At 64.1% G+C, this 15,082-nt stretch carries 16 protein-coding genes; 7 read left to right on the forward strand and 9 right to left on the reverse strand.

Going from position 1 to position 15,082, the window contains the following annotated elements; translation table 11 throughout:
* The first annotated feature begins 20 nt into the window (after window positions 1-20).
* The 7 genes from EN824_RS21860 (at window position 21) to EN824_RS21890 (ending at window position 5,417) form a co-directional block, all read left to right on the forward strand.
* On the forward strand, window positions 21-1,160 hold the full coding sequence (locus EN824_RS21860) for an alpha-D-ribose 1-methylphosphonate 5-triphosphate diphosphatase (protein ID WP_135932700.1): 1,140 nt from the start codon (window positions 21-23) through the stop codon (window positions 1,158-1,160).
* Window positions 1,157-1,786 (forward strand): phosphonate metabolism protein/1,5-bisphosphokinase (PRPP-forming) PhnN, encoded by a 630-nt coding sequence (gene phnN, locus EN824_RS21865; protein ID WP_189522214.1) that lies wholly within the window; start codon window positions 1,157-1,159, stop codon window positions 1,784-1,786. The genes EN824_RS21860 and phnN overlap by 4 nt, the downstream gene beginning before the upstream one ends.
* A gap of 134 nt (window positions 1,787-1,920) precedes the next feature.
* The gene (locus EN824_RS21870) at window positions 1,921-2,676 is read left to right on the forward strand and encodes a COG4280 domain-containing protein (protein ID WP_127279299.1); all 756 of its coding nucleotides are present in this window, start codon (window positions 1,921-1,923) and stop codon (window positions 2,674-2,676) included.
* Window positions 2,673-2,888, forward strand: coding sequence for a hypothetical protein (locus EN824_RS21875; RefSeq protein ID WP_127279298.1), 216 nt, complete (start codon window positions 2,673-2,675; stop codon window positions 2,886-2,888). The genes EN824_RS21870 and EN824_RS21875 overlap by 4 nt, the downstream gene beginning before the upstream one ends.
* A gap of 295 nt (window positions 2,889-3,183) precedes the next feature.
* Window positions 3,184-3,987, forward strand: coding sequence for a transporter substrate-binding domain-containing protein (locus EN824_RS21880; protein ID WP_135922278.1), 804 nt, complete (start codon window positions 3,184-3,186; stop codon window positions 3,985-3,987).
* A gap of 69 nt (window positions 3,988-4,056) precedes the next feature.
* Window positions 4,057-4,722, forward strand: coding sequence for an amino acid ABC transporter permease (locus EN824_RS21885; RefSeq protein ID WP_127280479.1), 666 nt, complete (start codon window positions 4,057-4,059; stop codon window positions 4,720-4,722).
* Between the two features lie 2 nt (window positions 4,723-4,724).
* Window positions 4,725-5,417: an amino acid ABC transporter permease gene (locus tag EN824_RS21890; protein WP_127280478.1), complete on the forward strand. Its 693-nt coding sequence runs from the start codon at window positions 4,725-4,727 to the stop codon at window positions 5,415-5,417.
* Between the two features lie 9 nt (window positions 5,418-5,426).
* Here EN824_RS21890 and EN824_RS21895 read toward each other — a convergent pair whose 3' ends face one another.
* The 9 genes from EN824_RS21895 to EN824_RS21935 all read right to left on the reverse strand — a co-directional run bounded on the left by EN824_RS21895 (window position 5,427) and on the right by EN824_RS21935 (window position 15,063).
* Entirely contained in the window at window positions 5,427-6,308 is an 882-nt protein-coding gene (locus tag EN824_RS21895) for an SMP-30/gluconolactonase/LRE family protein (protein ID WP_127280477.1), read from the reverse strand.
* Window positions 6,309-6,320: 12 nt separating this feature from the next.
* On the reverse strand, window positions 6,321-7,283 hold the full coding sequence (locus EN824_RS21900) for an ABC transporter permease (RefSeq protein ID WP_135932701.1): 963 nt from the start codon (window positions 7,281-7,283) through the stop codon (window positions 6,321-6,323).
* Entirely contained in the window at window positions 7,280-8,257 is a 978-nt protein-coding gene (locus EN824_RS21905) for an ABC transporter permease (RefSeq protein WP_135932702.1), read from the reverse strand. The genes EN824_RS21900 and EN824_RS21905 overlap by 4 nt, the downstream gene beginning before the upstream one ends.
* A gap of 56 nt (window positions 8,258-8,313) precedes the next feature.
* Window positions 8,314-9,816 carry a sugar ABC transporter ATP-binding protein gene (locus EN824_RS21910; RefSeq protein ID WP_245464333.1) on the reverse strand — a complete coding sequence of 501 codons (1,503 nt, stop codon included), beginning with the start codon at window positions 9,814-9,816 and terminating at the stop codon, window positions 8,314-8,316.
* A 68-nt stretch (window positions 9,817-9,884) separates the two neighbouring features.
* Window positions 9,885-10,952 carry a substrate-binding domain-containing protein gene (locus EN824_RS21915; RefSeq protein WP_135930218.1) on the reverse strand — a complete coding sequence of 356 codons (1,068 nt, stop codon included), beginning with the start codon at window positions 10,950-10,952 and terminating at the stop codon, window positions 9,885-9,887.
* 166 nt (window positions 10,953-11,118) lie between these two features.
* The gene (locus tag EN824_RS21920) at window positions 11,119-12,183 is read right to left on the reverse strand and encodes a sugar ABC transporter substrate-binding protein (RefSeq protein WP_135932703.1); all 1,065 of its coding nucleotides are present in this window, start codon (window positions 12,181-12,183) and stop codon (window positions 11,119-11,121) included.
* 291 nt (window positions 12,184-12,474) lie between these two features.
* A complete protein-coding gene (locus EN824_RS21925; protein ID WP_135930216.1) occupies window positions 12,475-13,245 on the reverse strand; it encodes a GntR family transcriptional regulator in 771 nt (256 codons plus the stop codon).
* Window positions 13,246-13,327: 82 nt separating this feature from the next.
* A complete protein-coding gene (locus EN824_RS21930; RefSeq protein WP_135917641.1) occupies window positions 13,328-14,056 on the reverse strand; it encodes an E3 binding domain-containing protein in 729 nt (242 codons plus the stop codon).
* Entirely contained in the window at window positions 14,053-15,063 is a 1,011-nt protein-coding gene (locus EN824_RS21935; protein WP_135917643.1) for a C-terminal binding protein, read from the reverse strand. The genes EN824_RS21930 and EN824_RS21935 overlap by 4 nt, the downstream gene beginning before the upstream one ends.
* Window positions 15,064-15,082 lie beyond the last annotated feature (19 nt).

Raw genomic sequence — 15,082 nt, forward strand, 5'->3', positions numbered from 1 at the left:
AGAAGCAAGGACCAGCCGCAATGACCGCCGAAACTGTTCTTTCCAACGCCCGCATCGTTCTTGCCGACGAGATCGTCGAAGGCTCGCTGGTGTTGCGCGACGGCTTTATCGCCGGCATCGATGCCGGCGCGGCCCGGACCGGCGAGGACATGGGCGGCGACTTCATCATTCCAGGACTGGTCGAACTCCACACCGACCATCTCGAGGGCCATTATGCGCCGCGGCCGAAAGTGCGCTGGAACCCGATCGCCGCGGTGCTTGCCCATGACGCGCAGGTGGCGACCGCCGGCATCACCACCGTGCTCGATGCGCTCCGCGTCGGCATGGACGAGGACGCCGACCTGACATCGGACGACATCCGCAAGCTGGCAGATGCGATCGAGGACAGTGTCCAGCAGGAGCGGCTGCGGGCAGACCATTTCATCCATCTGCGCTGCGAGGTCTCGGCACCGGACTGCCTGAGGGCCTTCGCCAATTTCGAGACAGACGACAGGGTGAAACTGGCGTCGCTGATGGATCATGCGCCGGGCCAGCGCCAGTTCGTCAACCTTGAAACCTACGCCTACTACTACCAGCGCAAGCTGAAGCTCTCGGATCAGGATTTCAAGAAATTTTGCGGGAAGCGGATGGGCGAGTCGGCACGCAATTCAGGACCGAACCGCGTCTTCATCGCCGCCGCCTGCCAGGAGCGCGGCATCGTGCTCGCCAGCCATGACGACGCCACGTCGGCTCATGTCGACGAGGCCATCGAGCAGGGCGTGAGGGTCGCCGAGTTCCCGACCACAGAGGAAGCGGCGCGGGCCTCGAAGGCCGCCGGGCTCGGCGTGCTGATGGGCGCGCCCAATGTCATGCGCGGCGCCTCGCATTCGGGCAATGTTTCGGCACGCACCCTGGCCAGTGACGGCCTGCTTGACATCCTGTCGTCCGACTACATCCCCTTCAGCCTGATCCAGTCGGCCTTCTTCCTCGGCGACATGGTCGAAGGCATTTCGCTGCCGCAGGCCGTCGCCATGGTCTCGAAGAACCCGGCGCAGGCCGTCGGCCTTGACGACCGCGGGATCATCGAACAGGGACGCCGCGCCGATCTGGTGCGGGTGCGCGTCGACGATCATGTTCCGGTCGTGCGCACCGTGTGGCGGCAGGGATGCCGGGTGGCATGATGGTGTCGGCCTTGATGGAGCGCGAACTGTCCGCCGAAACCTTTCCGATCCGTCATGGCGTCTTTGTTGCCGTCGTAGGCCCTAGCGGTGCCGGCAAGGACACGGTGATCGGTTACGCCAAGGCGCTTTTCGCCGACGAGACGCAGCTGGAGTTCGTTCGCCGCGTCATCACCAGGCCGAGCGATGCGGCGAGCGAGGATCACGACACGCTGGCCGACGCCGCCTTCGCCGAGGCCGAGGCCGATGGCGCCTTCGCCATCTCCTGGGAAGCGCATGGCCTGCGCTATGGCCTGCCCGCCGATGTCGACTGGTCCGTTTCCAATGGCCATGTCGCCGTTGCCAACGTATCGCGCGCGGTCATCCCCACCTTGCGCGAACGCTATGCCAATCTGGCGATCGTCGAGATCACCGCTTCGCCCCAAGTGCTGGCCGAGCGGCTGGCGATGCGCGGCCGCGAGTCGCGCGGCGAAGTGCTGGCACGGCTGGCGCGCAGCGCCAGTGTGACCTTGTCCGGCCCTGGCGTCACCTCAATCGACAACAGCGGTCCGCGCGAGGTGGCCGGTGAGCGCTTCGCCGAGCTGCTACGCAAGGCAATGGCCTTCTCCGACATGTCGGGGCTGATCTGATCGAGGCCAGTTTCACCCGTCTGCTTGCGCTGCCGCCGGAACGCTTTGGGCTGCTGGCCGCGTAGGGTGATTCTGGACTACGATCCGGGAATTCGCCCCCAGGGAATCAGGGTCGAGCAAGACAGGAAGCCTTGATGCAGACACTGACACCCATCCTCTCGACAGTCACGGCGGCATTTCTCGCCTCCCTGGTCGAGGTCGTCGAAGCCTTCACCATTGTGCTCGCGGTCGGGGTGACACGCAGCTGGCGTCCGGCCTTGACGGGTGCTGCGCTGGCTCTGGCGGTGCTGGCAGCCCTGGTGCTGGCGTTCGGGCCGCTGCTGGCGCTTGTCCCCATCAACACGCTGCAGTTCATCGTCGGGGTGCTGCTAATCCTGTTCGGCATGCGCTGGCTGCGAAAAGCCATCCTGCGCAGCGTCGGCGTCATCGCCCTGCATGACGAAGAGGCGGCCTTCGCCAAGGAAACCGCCGCGCTGCACCGGCAGGCTGACGATCGGCGCGCCGACTACCTCGCCGGGCTGGCCTCGTTCAAGGCGGTGCTGCTCGAGGGGGTGGAGGTGGTGTTCATCGTCATCGCTGTCGGCGCCGCGCATGGGCAGACATTTTACGCGAGCATGGGCGCGCTGGCCGCCTTCGTCCTGGTGATGCTTGTCGGTCTCGCTGTCCACCGGCCGCTGGCGCGCGTGCCGGAAAACGCCCTCAAATTCGTGGTCGGCCTGATGCTGACCAGCTTCGGCATCTTCTGGACCGGCGAGGGCATCGGCGCCGACTGGCCGGGCGCCGATCTTGCTCTGCTCGCCATCTTCGCCATCGTCGCGCTGGCATCCTTCGCCATGGTGCGCTGGCTGCGCGGCACCAATCCCACAGCCGCCGGAGGGCTCGCCCGATGAACGTCCTTCGCCTTGTCGCCAGGGAATTCTTCGGCATGTTCGTCGATGACGGCAGTCTGGCGCTGCTGGCGCTGGTCCTGGTGGCCGCGGTTACCGCGGGGGTGAAGCTGCTCGCATTGCCGCCGCTGCTCGGCGGCGCCCTCCTGCTCGTCGGCTGCCTTGCCATCCTTTTGCAAAGCGTTCGCCGCGCCGCACGCCACGCTCACCGGTAGCGGACAGGCTTCAGCGGCGCCACGGGGATCATCATCGTCTTACCCCGGCACCCTTAACGTCACGTTCAAAAGGAAAATATGGTACCGGTATCAAAATGCGCGAAGCCCCCTGGCGGAACGCGCATGGACAGACAAATAATATTATAATAGCATACCATTATAACTCGCAGAGGAGCCGCTGACTCTCCGGTTTGCAAGGGATGTCCGCGAGCGAGCTGTTTCAAATCGTCGGGTGGCCAGGCGCCCCGCACCGTCGATATCGACACGAGGCGCAGAAAATGCATGGGAGGAAAACATGCGGACTTTCGTGAGGGGCGCGATGCTTGCCGGCATCGTGCTGGCGCTGTCGGCGCTGCTGCCGTCGATCGCTTCGGCACAGTCGGTCGATGAGATTATTTCGCGCGGCAAGCTGGTCGTTGCCATCGACACAACCACGCCGCCCTACGGCTTTCTCGACGCCAATCTGAAACCGACCGGCTTCGACATCGAGGTCGCCAACAAGATGGGCGAGGCGCTGGGCGTGCCTGTGGAATTCGTCACCGTCACCTCGCCGGGCCGGATTCCGGCTTTGCTGACCAAGCAGGTCGATGCGGTGATCTCGATCTTCTCGATCACGCCGGCGCGCGCCATCCAGATCGACTATTCGATTCCCTATGCCGGCCAGTCGGCGGTGGTGATCGCGCCGAAGAGCACCTCGATCAAGGGCGTTGCCGACCTCGTCGGCAAGAAGGTTGGCCTGACGCGCGGCACCGGCGAGGACGGATTGCTGACCAAGGCCGCCGAAGCCAATCCGGGCATCGAGATCCTGCGCTTCGACGACTATTCCTCGCTGCTGCAGGCGATGGTGTCGGGCCAGATCGACGCCATGGGCGGCGGTGATTACGGCGAAATCTACCTGAAGAAAGCCGGGAACGGCGACGCCTTCGAGCAGAAATATGTGCTGAAAACCTTCTACTTCGGCATTGGCGTCGCCAAGGGCAACGACAATCTGCGCCAGTGGATCAACACCTGGCTGTTCACCCTTAAGACCGACGGCACGCTCGATGCATTGTCGATGAAGTATCGCAACCAGCCGCTGCCGGTGCTGCCGGTCTTCTGATCGCGTCATTCCACGGCGGGACCGCGCATGGCAGCGGCCCCGCTTTCTCGACCTCGTGACGGAATGCCCATGCAAACCGCCCTGCAATTCGGCCCGATCCTGGTGCATCTCGACCTGTTGCTGCGCGGCCTGGAGAAGTCCATCCAGCTGGCGGCGCTGTCGATCCTGTTCGGCACCGCCATCGGTGTCCTTGGCGCCGTCGGACGCAGCTTTGGGCCGCGATTTCTGTCGTGGCCGATCGCTGCCTATGTCGAGATGATCCGCAACACGCCGCTCTTGATCCAGCTTTATTTCGTCTTCTTCTCGCTGCCGCTGTTCGGCTTCAAACTGTCGAGCAACACGGCGGCGGTCGTGGCGCTGTCGATCCATCTCGGCGCCTACGCCACCGAGATCCTGCGCGCCGGCATCGAGGCCATCCCCGAAGGGCAGATCGAAGCGGCCAAGTCGCTCGGCCTCAGCCGCTACCGCATCATCCGTCATGTCGTTCTGGTGCCGGCGGCGCGCGCCGTCTATCCATCGCTGTCGGCGCAGTTCATCCTGCAGATCATGGGCACCTCGATCGTCGGCGCCATCGCCGCGGAAGAACTGACGGCGGTGGCCAACAACCTCGTCATGCAGACCTTCCGCAGCTTCGAGGTCTATATCGTCATCGCCATCATCTATTTCGTGCTGGTGCAGGCGGCCAGCCTGTTCTTTGCCGGCATCGGCAAGCTCATGTTCCGCTGGAAGGTCTGAGCATGAGCCTGCGCGATTTTGGCCCCAACGAACTGATGTTCCTGCTTCTGGCAACGCGTTGGACAATCCTTCTGGCGCTGATCGCCTTTGCCGGCGGCGGCCTGATCGGCCTCGTGGTGGCGGCGATCCGGGTGGCGCCGGCGCGGCCGCTGCGCTGGCTGGCCGCGGGCTACATCCAGTTCTTCATGGGCACGCCGATCCTGATCCAGCTATTCATGGCCTATTACGGTTCTTCGTTCCTTGGCTACCGGCCGGACCCCTGGGTGGCGGCGGCCGTGACCTTCTCGCTCAATGGCGGCGCTTTTTTCGGCGAAATCTTTCGCGGCGCCATCGAGGCAATTCCAAAGGGACAATGGGAGGCGTCAACGGCGCTCGGCTTCCGCTTTGTCAGGACGCTGCGGCTGGTGATCATCCCGCAGGCGGTGCGGCTGATGCTGCCGCCGACCGTCGGCTTCATGGTGCAGATCGTCAAGACGACATCGATCGCCTCGCTGATAGGCCTGACCGAGCTTGCGCGGGCCGCCACGCAGGTCAACACTGTGACCTTCCAGCCGGTGATGGTGTTCGGTACGGTGTCGCTGATCTACTTCGCGCTGTGCTGGCCGCTGTCGCTCTACGCAGGCTACCTCGAGCGTCGTTTCGCTACCGGAATGACTCGCAGGACCGAGACGCCGCTGGTCATGTCGGCAGTCTGAGCGAAGCCGTCAGCCCTTGAACGCCGGCAAGGTCAGGCCCTTGACGCCGACGTCGAGCGCGAACAGACCGCCCGGATTCTTCTGGCGCACGAAATGGCTGGCCGGGCGCTTGAGGACGGCAGAGGTGACGTAGAGGATGTCGAGGTCCTTGCCGCCGAACTCGCAACAGGTCGGCAGGTCGGTCGGCAGAACCACTGTTTCCATCAGCTCGCCATCGGGATCGTAGCGGCAGACCTTGCTGGTCACAGGGATGGTCACCCAGTAGCAGCCCTCGGCATCGACCGTGGCGCCGTCGGCGACGCCGCCTGTTGCCGTCATGTCGATGAAGGTGCGGCGGTTCTCGATGTCGCCGGTGGCGGGGTCGAAATCATAGGCCCAGACCGCGCCCGCATGGCTGTCGGAGAAGTACATGGTCTTCGAGTCCGGGCTCCAGGCCAGCCCGTTCGAGCAGCCGATGCCGTCGATCATCTTGTGCACGGAGAGATCGGCATCGAGCCGGTAGAGCGCGCCGATGAATTCGATCGGCTGTCCCGCCACCTCGAACATCGAGCCCGACCAGAAGCGGCCCTGGCGGTCCGGCTTGCCGTCGTTGAAGCGGGTCTTCGGCATATGTGCTTCCGGATCGACGATCGCCTCGAACTGGCCGGTTGCCGGATCGAAGAAATGAAAGCCATTGGTCATGGTCAGCACCAGGCCGCCCTTCTCGCGCAGGCCAAGGCAGCCGAGATATTCCGGTGTTTCGAAGACCTCGTCCTTGCCGGTCGCGGGGTCGTAGCGATGGATCAGCTTCTTCCAGATGTCGATCCACCAGAGCACGCCGGCCCTGGGGTCCCAGAGCGTGCCTTCACCAAGCTCGGCCCTGGCATCGACGACACAAGTGATCTCGACCATTCTTCCCTCCGTTCAGCCCCTGCGCAGCCTGCCGCCGAGGCCGGCAAAGGCCTCGCTGCCGATCGAGACCGTGAGCAGGATCACCGCGCCATAGACGACAAGCAGGGCGCCGCTCGACAGGTTGAGCGCCGGCAAAAGACCAGTGAGGATGGTCAGCACCATGGCGCCGGCGACGGTGCCGAGATAGTGGCCGCTGCCGCCGAGGATCGAGGCGCCGCCAATCGCCACCGCGGCGATCGAGGTGAACAGATAGGCGTCACCCATGCCGAGATAGGCCTGGCCGGAATAGCCGGTCAAAAGCATGCCGGCGAAGGCGGCGGCAAGGCCCGAAATCACATAGGTCAGGATGGTGGTGCGTGCCGTCGGCACGCCTGAGAATTCGGCCACGGTGGCGCTGGTGCCGAGCGCATAGAGGTGACGGCCGAAGGCTGCCTTGGAGAGCAGCACGGTCGCCACCAGCGTCAGGGCGAGCCAGATCAGCGCGATGACCGGAAAGCCGGCTATACGGCCGACCGACAGGAACTGGATCAGCGCCGGCGCCGAGGGGGTCGGCGAGCCGCCGGTCAGCACCAGGATCAGGCCTTGCAGGATGACGTCGGTGGCCAGCGTCATGATGATCGGCGGTACGCCGAACCGGGCGACGCCGACACCATTGATCAGCCCGATGAAGGCGCCGCCGGCGAGCAGCAGCGGCATCACCCAGACCAGCGGCAGATCCTGCCCGCCGCACAGCAGCGCCATGATGATCGCCGCCGAATTCAGCACCCATGGCACCGAGAGATCGATGCCGCCGCCGATGATGACGAAGGTCTGGCCGAGCGCGACGATGCCGACAAAGGCCGCCAGCACGACGGTGGAGCGCATGTTGGAGACGGAGAGGAAGCCGGGCGAGAACAGCGCCGTGACCAGGAGCAGCACGACCATGCCGGCATAGGCGAGCACAATCAGCCGGTTGCGGGCGAGGAAGGCACTCATTGGACGCGGCCCCTTGCGGTTTTCTCGGCGACGGAACTGGCCAGCACCGAGAGCAGCAGGATGACACCGGACGCGACCGGCTGCCAGTAGCTCGATACATGCAGCACGAAGACGAGGTTGCCGATGAGGGTGAGCACGAAGGCGCCGATCAGCGTGCCGGCTAGATGGCCCCGGCCGCCGAACAGGCTGACGCCGCCAATGACCGCCGCCGCCACCGAAGGGAGGATGTAGTCCTTGCCGATGGTAGGCGAACCGGCACCGGTCTGTGTCACCAGGAACAGCGCCGCGCCCGCCGCGAACAGGCCGGACAGGCCGTAGGTGACGAGATTGACGCGGGTGATGGAGACACCAGACAGGAAGGCCGATTTTTCGTTCGATCCGGTTGCCTGGATCGAAATGCCCACCCGGGTGGCGCGGAACCACCACCAGAACAGCAGCAGGACCAGCAACATCCAGACCGGGCTGGTGAGGCCGAAGAGCTGCGTGGAGGCAAAGCCGACCCACCATGTGGGAATGCTGCCGCCGTCGGTCGGCAGGATGATCATGGCGACACCGTTGAGGATCGACCATGTCGCGAGCGTCACCAGGAAGGGCTGCAGCTTGAGCAGTGAGATCAACAGGCCGTTGAGCGCGCCGATGACAAAACCGATCGCAAGGATGGCCAACGCCCAGAACCCGGTGGTCGACGGATCATCGGCGAACCGCGTCGCGGCGATCACCGTGCCAAGGCTGATCATGCCGCCTATCGACAGGTCGATGCCGCCGCGCAGCAGCACGATGGTCTGGCCCGTCGCCGCCAGCATCAGCGTCATCGCCGCGGCGGTGTCGAGATTGAGTTCATCCAGCGTGAAGACGCCGGATTGCAGGCTGCCGTAGATGCCGACAATCAATGCCAGCATCAGGCAGGCGACCAGGAACGGCGCGCGGTCGAGCAAGCGGCCGCGCCAATCGATGGCCGGCGTGGTTGATTTCATGTCGGCCGACTTTGCATCATCCCGCCAGTCTGCTCCGCGCTCGCCATGACCATGCCTCAAGCCGCCTCGCGTTCAAGCATGGCGGCGCGCAAGATGCCGGCCTCGGAGATGCGATCGCCCTCCAGCGTCGCGGCGATACGGCCGTCGCGCATGACCAGCACGCGGTCGGCGACATGGACGAGTTCCGGCATGTCGCTGGAATGGAACAGGATCGCGTAACCCTTGGCGGCGAGGTCGCGCATCAGCTGGAAGATCTCGCCCTTGGTGCCGACATCGACGCCCCGCGTCGGGTCGTAGAGCAAGAGCACGCGCGCTTGCGTCAACAGCATCTTGCCGAAGATCACCTTTTGCTGGTTGCCGCCCGACAAGGTACCGGCGAGCTGCTCAGGCGTGCCGGCCTTGATGCGCAGGAAATCGACCATCTCCTTGACCAGAGCCGCTTCCTTTTGCCGGCTGAGCAAGCCGTTTTCGGTGAAGCGCTTGATCACCGACAGCGTCAGGTTCTCGCGCACGCTCTTGGTCAGGAGCAGGCCTTGCCCGCGCCGGTCCTCCGGCACCAGGGCGATGCCATCCCTGCCGGTCAAGGCCTGGCGTGGATTGCTGATCGCGACCGGCTTGCCCCACAGCTCGACGGCACCGCTCGCCCTGCTGGCGCCGAACAGTGCCTGGAACAGCTCGCGCTGGCCATGGCCCTGCAAGCCGCCGACGCCGAGCACCTCGCCCTCCCGCAAGGCAAAGTCGACACCGGAGAGCCGGCTGCCGCTCGACAGGCCCTCGACCCTTAGCGCGACGCGATCCGTGGCCGTGGCCACACGCTCGGGATAGAGCCGGTCGAGATGCCGGCCGATCATCTGGGTGACGATCTCGTTGTCGGACACGGCGTTGGCCTCGTGCGCGGCGACGGTGCTGCCATTGCGGAAGATGGTCAGCCGGTCGGCGATGGCGCGCACCTCGGCCATGCGGTGCGAGATGAAGATGACCAGCCTGCCTTCGGCCGCCAGTTGCCGGGTGAGCTTCAGCAGCCATTCGGCTTCACGCGCGGGCAAAGCCGAGGTCGCCTCGTCGAGGATGAGGATGCGCGGGTCCTTGGCCAACCCCTTGGCGATCTCCACGATCTGCCGTTCGGCCAGCGTCAGCCGCCGCAATTCCTGGTCGGGACGCAACGCCGGAAAATCATACCTTTCGAGCAAGGCAAGCGTCCTGCGGCGCATCTCGGCGCGGTTGACGGTGCGCAGCAACGTCCTTGGCTCGTGGCGGAACCAGATATTCTGTTCCACGCTGAGGTCGGGGATCAGCGACAGTTCCTGAAAGACGGCGGCAATGCCGCGCGCCTGGGCCACGTCCGGATTGGCAGGGCGATAGTCCTGGCCGTCGACCAGGATCGAGCCGCCATCGTGCCGCACCGCGCCCGACAGGATCTGGATGAAGGTGCTCTTGCCGGCGCCGTTCTCGCCGAGCAGCGCATGCACCTCGCCGGCGCGGGCGCTGAATGTCGCATCGCTCAGCGCAACGATGCCGCCATAGCGTTTGGACAGGCCTTTGACGGTGACGAGGTCCATGGATGCGCCTTCGAAAAGCTCTCCCGACATCTTGCGATGCCGGGAGACAGGGTCGTGGTCCCGTGATGTTACTTCGAGCCGGCGGCTTCCGCAGCGGTGATCTCGACCCAGTCGGGCGTGATCGGCAGCGTCAGGCCGGGCGCCTGGTCGGGGAAGGCATTTTCGCCGACCGCGATCTTGATCATCTTGGTGCCCGGATAGAGCTTGGACTCGAAGGGATCGGTGGTGACGAAATCACCCTTGACCGAGACGGAGCGCTCGGCCGGCTTCTTGCCGGTGTCGAGGATGTCGACCGCCAGCTTGATCGCTTCCGACGAAAGATAGGCCGGATTGGAGCCAAGAATGCACTTGGCGCCTTGTGTCTGCGCGCAGGTGACGGCGGCGACATTGTAGGAGAAGCCGACGACCGGGACGATCGGCCGGCCGGCATCCTTCAGCGCCTGGATGGCGCCCGAGCCGTAGCCTTGCGTCATGATGCCGTCGATCTTCGGATTGGCGGCAAGCAGCGCCGCCACGCCGGATTGTTCCGGCCCAAGCGCGTAGTTACCGTTGTAATAGCCGACGACCTTGATGTCGGGATATTTGGCCAGCACCTTCTCGTAACCTTGCTGCAACTGCGCAGAGATCGGCGCGCCGGCGAGGCCGCGGTCGAGGATGATGTTGCCCTTGCCGCCAAGCTGGGTGGCCATCCACTCGGCCATCACGGAGGGGATGCGATCCCAGTCGGAAGCGACGGCAAAGGCGCAGGGTTCGGTCACCACCTGGTCGAAAGAGATGACGACGATGCCGGCGTCGCAGGCCTTCTTGATGGTCGGGTTGAGCGCCGAATCCGAACCGGCGTCGACGAGGATGGCGTCCGGCTTCTGACGGATGATGTTGTTCAGCGAATTGATCTGCGCCTGGACGGTGTTCTCGACATTCTCGATCTTGAGGTCGACGCGGCCTTTCAGCGGGCCCTTGTTCACCGACACCGTGGCGACGCGTTCCATCTGCTGGCGCCAGTCATTGCCGACGAAATTGTTCGAGAGATAGATGGTGTAGGGCTTCTTGTCCTCGGCGTGACTAGGCGCCGTGCCGATGGCGATCGCGGACACGGCAAGGCTTGCCAATCCGGCGCAAATTGTCTTCAGTTTCATGATCTCTCCTCCTTGCGTTTCCTGCATCAGCCAGTGACGGACTTCGCCATCTTTGGTGGGTGCTGCGTGTAAATTGATACCGGTACCAATGCGCCTTGTCAATTTAAGCCAAGGCGCATTGGAGAGACCTGGAGGCGATCATTTCGTCACCGATCGGCAGGCATCGTCATTTCGAGCCGGCAGCCTCGTCCGGGGTGATTTCAACCCAGTCCGGGCTGACTGGAAGAAACAGGCCCGGCGCCATGTCCGGAAAGGCATTCTTGCCGACCTCTATCTTCTGCATGGTCGCGTCGGGATACAATTCCGACGGGACCGGATCGGTGGTAAGGAAGGCGTTGCGCAGCAGGATCTTCTTCTCCGCCGGCTTCTTGCCGTCCAGTATCTCCACCGCGAGTTTCAAGGCCTCGGCCGACAGATAGGCAGGGTTGGGCGCAAGGATGCACTGGGCGCCATGGGTCTGCGCACAGGTCGTCGTCGTCAGGTTGAACGGACTGCCGGTGATGGGAACGATCGGACGACCGGCGTCCTGCAGCGCCTTGATGGCTCCGGCGCCATAGCCCTGGACGAAGATGGCGTCGACTTGCGGGTGCGCCGCCAGCAGGCTGGCGACGCCGGCCTGTTCCGGTCCCAGTGCATAGTCGCCGTTGAAATAGGCGACAACTTCAATGCCGGGATATTTCTTGATGACTTCCTCGAAACCACCCTGCAGTTGGGCGGAGATCGGAGCACCGGCAAGTCCGCGGTCAACGAGGATCTTGCCCTTGCCGCCGAGTTTCTTGACCAGCCATTCGGCCTCCACGCGCGGTGCCCGGCCCCAGTCGGACTCCATCGTGTAAGCGCAGGGCGCGCTAACGATCTGGTCGAAGGCGATGACCACGATGCCGGCCTTGCAGGCCTTCTCGATCGTCGGGTTGAGCGCTTCGCCGGAGCCCGCGTCGATCACGATGGCGTCGGGCTTGTTGCGAATGATGTTGTTGAGGGAATTGATCTGCGCCTGGACCGTGGTCTCGACCACCTCGACCTTGAGGTCGACGCGACCGGCAAGCGGCGGTTTCTTGACCGCGATGTCGGCGCTGCGCAGCATCTGCTGGCGCCAGTCGTTGCCGACGAAATTGTTGGACAGATAAATAGTGTAGGGCTTCTTGTCCTGTGCGTTGGCCGGCACGGCATCAATCGACAGCAAAGTCGTCGCGATCACCGCAAGGCCGGCGAAGAATGCGCCTGCTTTCATGATTTCCTCCTCCCGTGTTTGGTGTCAGCCGCGCGAACGCCGCTGCCTATCAAGTGCCTTCGCCGCACACCCCTTATGAACAGACTTTGTTTTGTGCATGCCGCTACCCAGGACCACTGTGCACTTGGGCGACACGCACCAGGCAAATGCTCGACGTCGGATGCGGCTGCGCTTCCACGTTCGATCGTGGTTCTCGACGCAGCCTCCATCCTAGCTATGATGCTATTATAATTTTATAAAGCTGTCCATGGCCGAGACAACGAAATCGGCGTGAAATCCCGCCGATCGGGTTCAGGCGAGGTCGTTCGGCGCGTCGTAGCTGATGCTGAAGAGATCGGCAGGATGCCGCGCGATGGTAAACTCGATGCTCTGCTGGTCGGCCGACTGGTAGAGCATCTCCACACTCAGGACTGCACTGCCCAGCGCGATGCCGAGGTCGTCCGCGATGACCTCGTCGGCGATCTCGGCGCGGACCGTGACATGCGCGACGTCCAGCCGCAGGCCGAGATGCCGTTGCACCGAACGAAAGATCAGCACGTCGGAAAAATCGTCCCGCTTCAGCTTCGCTCCGACAGAAGGCGGGAAATAGCTGGTGATCTGGGCCTTCTTCTGCTCACCCACCGACAGGATGCCGCGCAAGCAGTAGCCAGCCTCGTCCTTGCCCATGCCGAAATGGCGCTGAAGCACGGGGGAAACCTCCTTGCGATAGGATTTGACCGTCAGTTCGGCATCCTTTGTGAAGGCCGCCATGTCGGCGAAGTTCTTGAATTTCCAGCTGAGGTTTACCGACGGATTGCGCGCCGTGACCACCGCCGGTTTCGCCGAGCGCTTCCTGATCAGGCCGTCGGCCTCGAGATCGCGCAGCGCCTGGCGCACGGTGATCAGGCTGACGCCGAAATGCTCGGCGATGGTCGCTTCCTTGGGCAGCTCGCCGCCGACCGGGAAGGTGCCGTTGCCGATCGGCTCGCGCAGGATGTCGGCGAGCTGCCGGTAAAGCGGCCCATTGGCGCGGCCGAGCGTGCGCTTGGGAAGACTTTCGATGGTGGGAACGGAATGGTCCATGTGCCTCGTCGCGCCTGTGTCGAAGCTTTTATAATAGCTTCCTTCGCTCGAGGCTAGGCAACGTCGGCAATGATCAACCCTCTCAGACGAAGAGCCGAAGCGGGTGTTCGATGGCCGATTTCAGGGTAGCGAGCCAAGCGGCGGCGTTTGACTCATCGACGCTCGAGGCATCCGTTATCAGCAGGCACTCGGCTTGATTGCCCGCCGTGTCGAGCGAAACGGCCAGGCGCATGGCACGGTCGGGCAGAAGTGGCATCATAATCGGCCGAATGCTGCTTGCGGGGAGAAGCCGCAGAGATAGAACCGCGAACTTTCCCGCGTCGTCACGGTCGCCACGCAGGGATGCAAGCCGCGCTGCGCGCATCGATGTCAGGGATATCTCCGGAACTGTCGCGAACACTGCTTGCCGGCCGGGCAGCTCCAATGCCACGCAAGCATCGGCGCCCCGATCGATATCTGGGGATTCATCGAATGCTCGACCTGCCGCACGCAAGAGCACATCGTCGATGTCGAACATCCTCCCCGTACTTTCCAGCGCGGCCAGAAGGTCTTTCAGAGCGCCCAGTGCTATCGATGTGGCAAAGGCGGCGATGCTGGATACGGCGACGGAAGGGGAGGCTGGAGCGGCCTCGACAGCTGGCTGACCGACAGGCCGCGGGGGCGCGGCGAAGCTCAACACATCGGCGGCCAGGATGCGCCCACCCGGACCGCTGCCCCGAAGCGTCTCGAGCGGCAGCGCACGCTCGCGCGCCAGGCGGCGGGCGTATGGGGAAACCGCAAGACGCCTCGCCTGCACCGCCGCTGCATTCATTTCAGATACTCGGAGTTGACGCAGTTGGTGAGCCGGCCCTCGGCAAGATAGGCGTGCACGACTTCGATCGATTTCAGCCTGAGGTCGCGCATCGATGCCGGGCTGTAGAAGGCGGCATGCGGGGTGACGATCAGGCGATTGGCGATCCACGGCTCGCGATTGCGCCACGCCGCCAGCAGCGGATGGTCGAGATCGCCCGGTTCGTTCGGCAGCACGTCAAGCCCGGCACCGCTGACCGTGCCGTTGCGCATCGCCGTCTCCAGCGCGTCGAGATCGACGATCGGGCCGCGCGCGGTGTTGATCAGCACGAGGCCTGGCCTGGCGGCGGCGAAGGTCGCCGCGCCGAGCAGCTTGCGGGTTTCTTCGCTGAGCGGTGCGTGGACACTCACCACATCGGCTCGCCCCATCAACTCCGCCAGCGAATGGACGCGTTCGTAGCCGGTCGAGAGATCAACGCCGGACAGGAGGTGCGGATCATAGAATACCACCTTCATGTCGAAAGCGGCGGCACGGCGCGCGGTGGCGAGCCCGATACGACCGAGCCCGACAATGCCGAAGGTGGCGCCCTTGTGCCTTCTCACCAGCGGCGCCTTGGAAAAATGCCAGCCTTCGGCTCCATGCCCGGAAAGCTCCGCGCCATAGGTTGACGTGCCGCGCGTCAGCGCCAGCATCAGGCCGATAGCGTGGTCGGCGACCTCGGTCGTGCCATAATCCGGCACATTGCAGGCCGGGATCCTGCGCGCGCCCCAGCCTGATGTGTCGATGTTGTCGAAGCCGACGCCTGAGCGCACCGCTATGCGTGCCTTGGGAAAGGCCGACGGGGCGGCGGCGACATTATGGGTCGGCGAATAGTTGATGACGGCGTCGGACGTCTCGCAGGCTGCCGGATCGAGCGTGGCGGCCTTGTCATTGGTCGAGCGGGCGAGGATGAACTCGATGTCGGGATAATGTTCGCGCTCGAGTTCGGCCTCGTCGGCGGCTTGCCAGTTGACGCACAGGATCTTCATGCCAGTCCTTCGGATCGCT

The sequence above is a fragment of the Mesorhizobium sp. M8A.F.Ca.ET.181.01.1.1 genome, assembly GCF_004792025.1.
Lineage (GTDB): Bacteria > Pseudomonadota > Alphaproteobacteria > Rhizobiales > Rhizobiaceae > Mesorhizobium.

Excerpts from the sequence above, each read along its gene's own strand:
- EN824_RS21860 (WP_135932700.1), top strand. The coding sequence starts at position 21 with ATGACCGCCGAAACTGTTCTTTCCAACGCCCGCATCGTTCTTGCCGAC.
- phnN (WP_189522214.1), top strand. The coding sequence starts at position 1,157 with ATGATGGTGTCGGCCTTGATGGAGCGCGAACTGTCCGCCGAAACCTTT.
- EN824_RS21870 (WP_127279299.1), top strand. The coding sequence starts at position 1,921 with ATGCAGACACTGACACCCATCCTCTCGACAGTCACGGCGGCATTTCTC.
- EN824_RS21875 (WP_127279298.1), top strand. The coding sequence starts at position 2,673 with ATGAACGTCCTTCGCCTTGTCGCCAGGGAATTCTTCGGCATGTTCGTC.
- EN824_RS21880 (WP_135922278.1), top strand. The coding sequence starts at position 3,184 with ATGCGGACTTTCGTGAGGGGCGCGATGCTTGCCGGCATCGTGCTGGCG.
- EN824_RS21885 (WP_127280479.1), top strand. The coding sequence starts at position 4,057 with ATGCAAACCGCCCTGCAATTCGGCCCGATCCTGGTGCATCTCGACCTG.
- EN824_RS21890 (WP_127280478.1), top strand. The coding sequence starts at position 4,725 with ATGAGCCTGCGCGATTTTGGCCCCAACGAACTGATGTTCCTGCTTCTG.
- EN824_RS21895 (WP_127280477.1), bottom strand. The coding sequence starts at position 6,308 with ATGGTCGAGATCACTTGTGTCGTCGATGCCAGGGCCGAGCTTGGTGAA.
- EN824_RS21900 (WP_135932701.1), bottom strand. The coding sequence starts at position 7,283 with ATGAGTGCCTTCCTCGCCCGCAACCGGCTGATTGTGCTCGCCTATGCC.
- EN824_RS21905 (WP_135932702.1), bottom strand. The coding sequence starts at position 8,257 with ATGAAATCAACCACGCCGGCCATCGATTGGCGCGGCCGCTTGCTCGAC.
- EN824_RS21910 (WP_245464333.1), bottom strand. The coding sequence starts at position 9,816 with ATGGACCTCGTCACCGTCAAAGGCCTGTCCAAACGCTATGGCGGCATC.
- EN824_RS21915 (WP_135930218.1), bottom strand. The coding sequence starts at position 10,952 with ATGAAACTGAAGACAATTTGCGCCGGATTGGCAAGCCTTGCCGTGTCC.
- EN824_RS21920 (WP_135932703.1), bottom strand. The coding sequence starts at position 12,183 with ATGAAAGCAGGCGCATTCTTCGCCGGCCTTGCGGTGATCGCGACGACT.
- EN824_RS21925 (WP_135930216.1), bottom strand. The coding sequence starts at position 13,245 with ATGGACCATTCCGTTCCCACCATCGAAAGTCTTCCCAAGCGCACGCTC.
- EN824_RS21930 (WP_135917641.1), bottom strand. The coding sequence starts at position 14,056 with ATGAATGCAGCGGCGGTGCAGGCGAGGCGTCTTGCGGTTTCCCCATAC.
- EN824_RS21935 (WP_135917643.1), bottom strand. The coding sequence starts at position 15,063 with ATGAAGATCCTGTGCGTCAACTGGCAAGCCGCCGACGAGGCCGAACTC.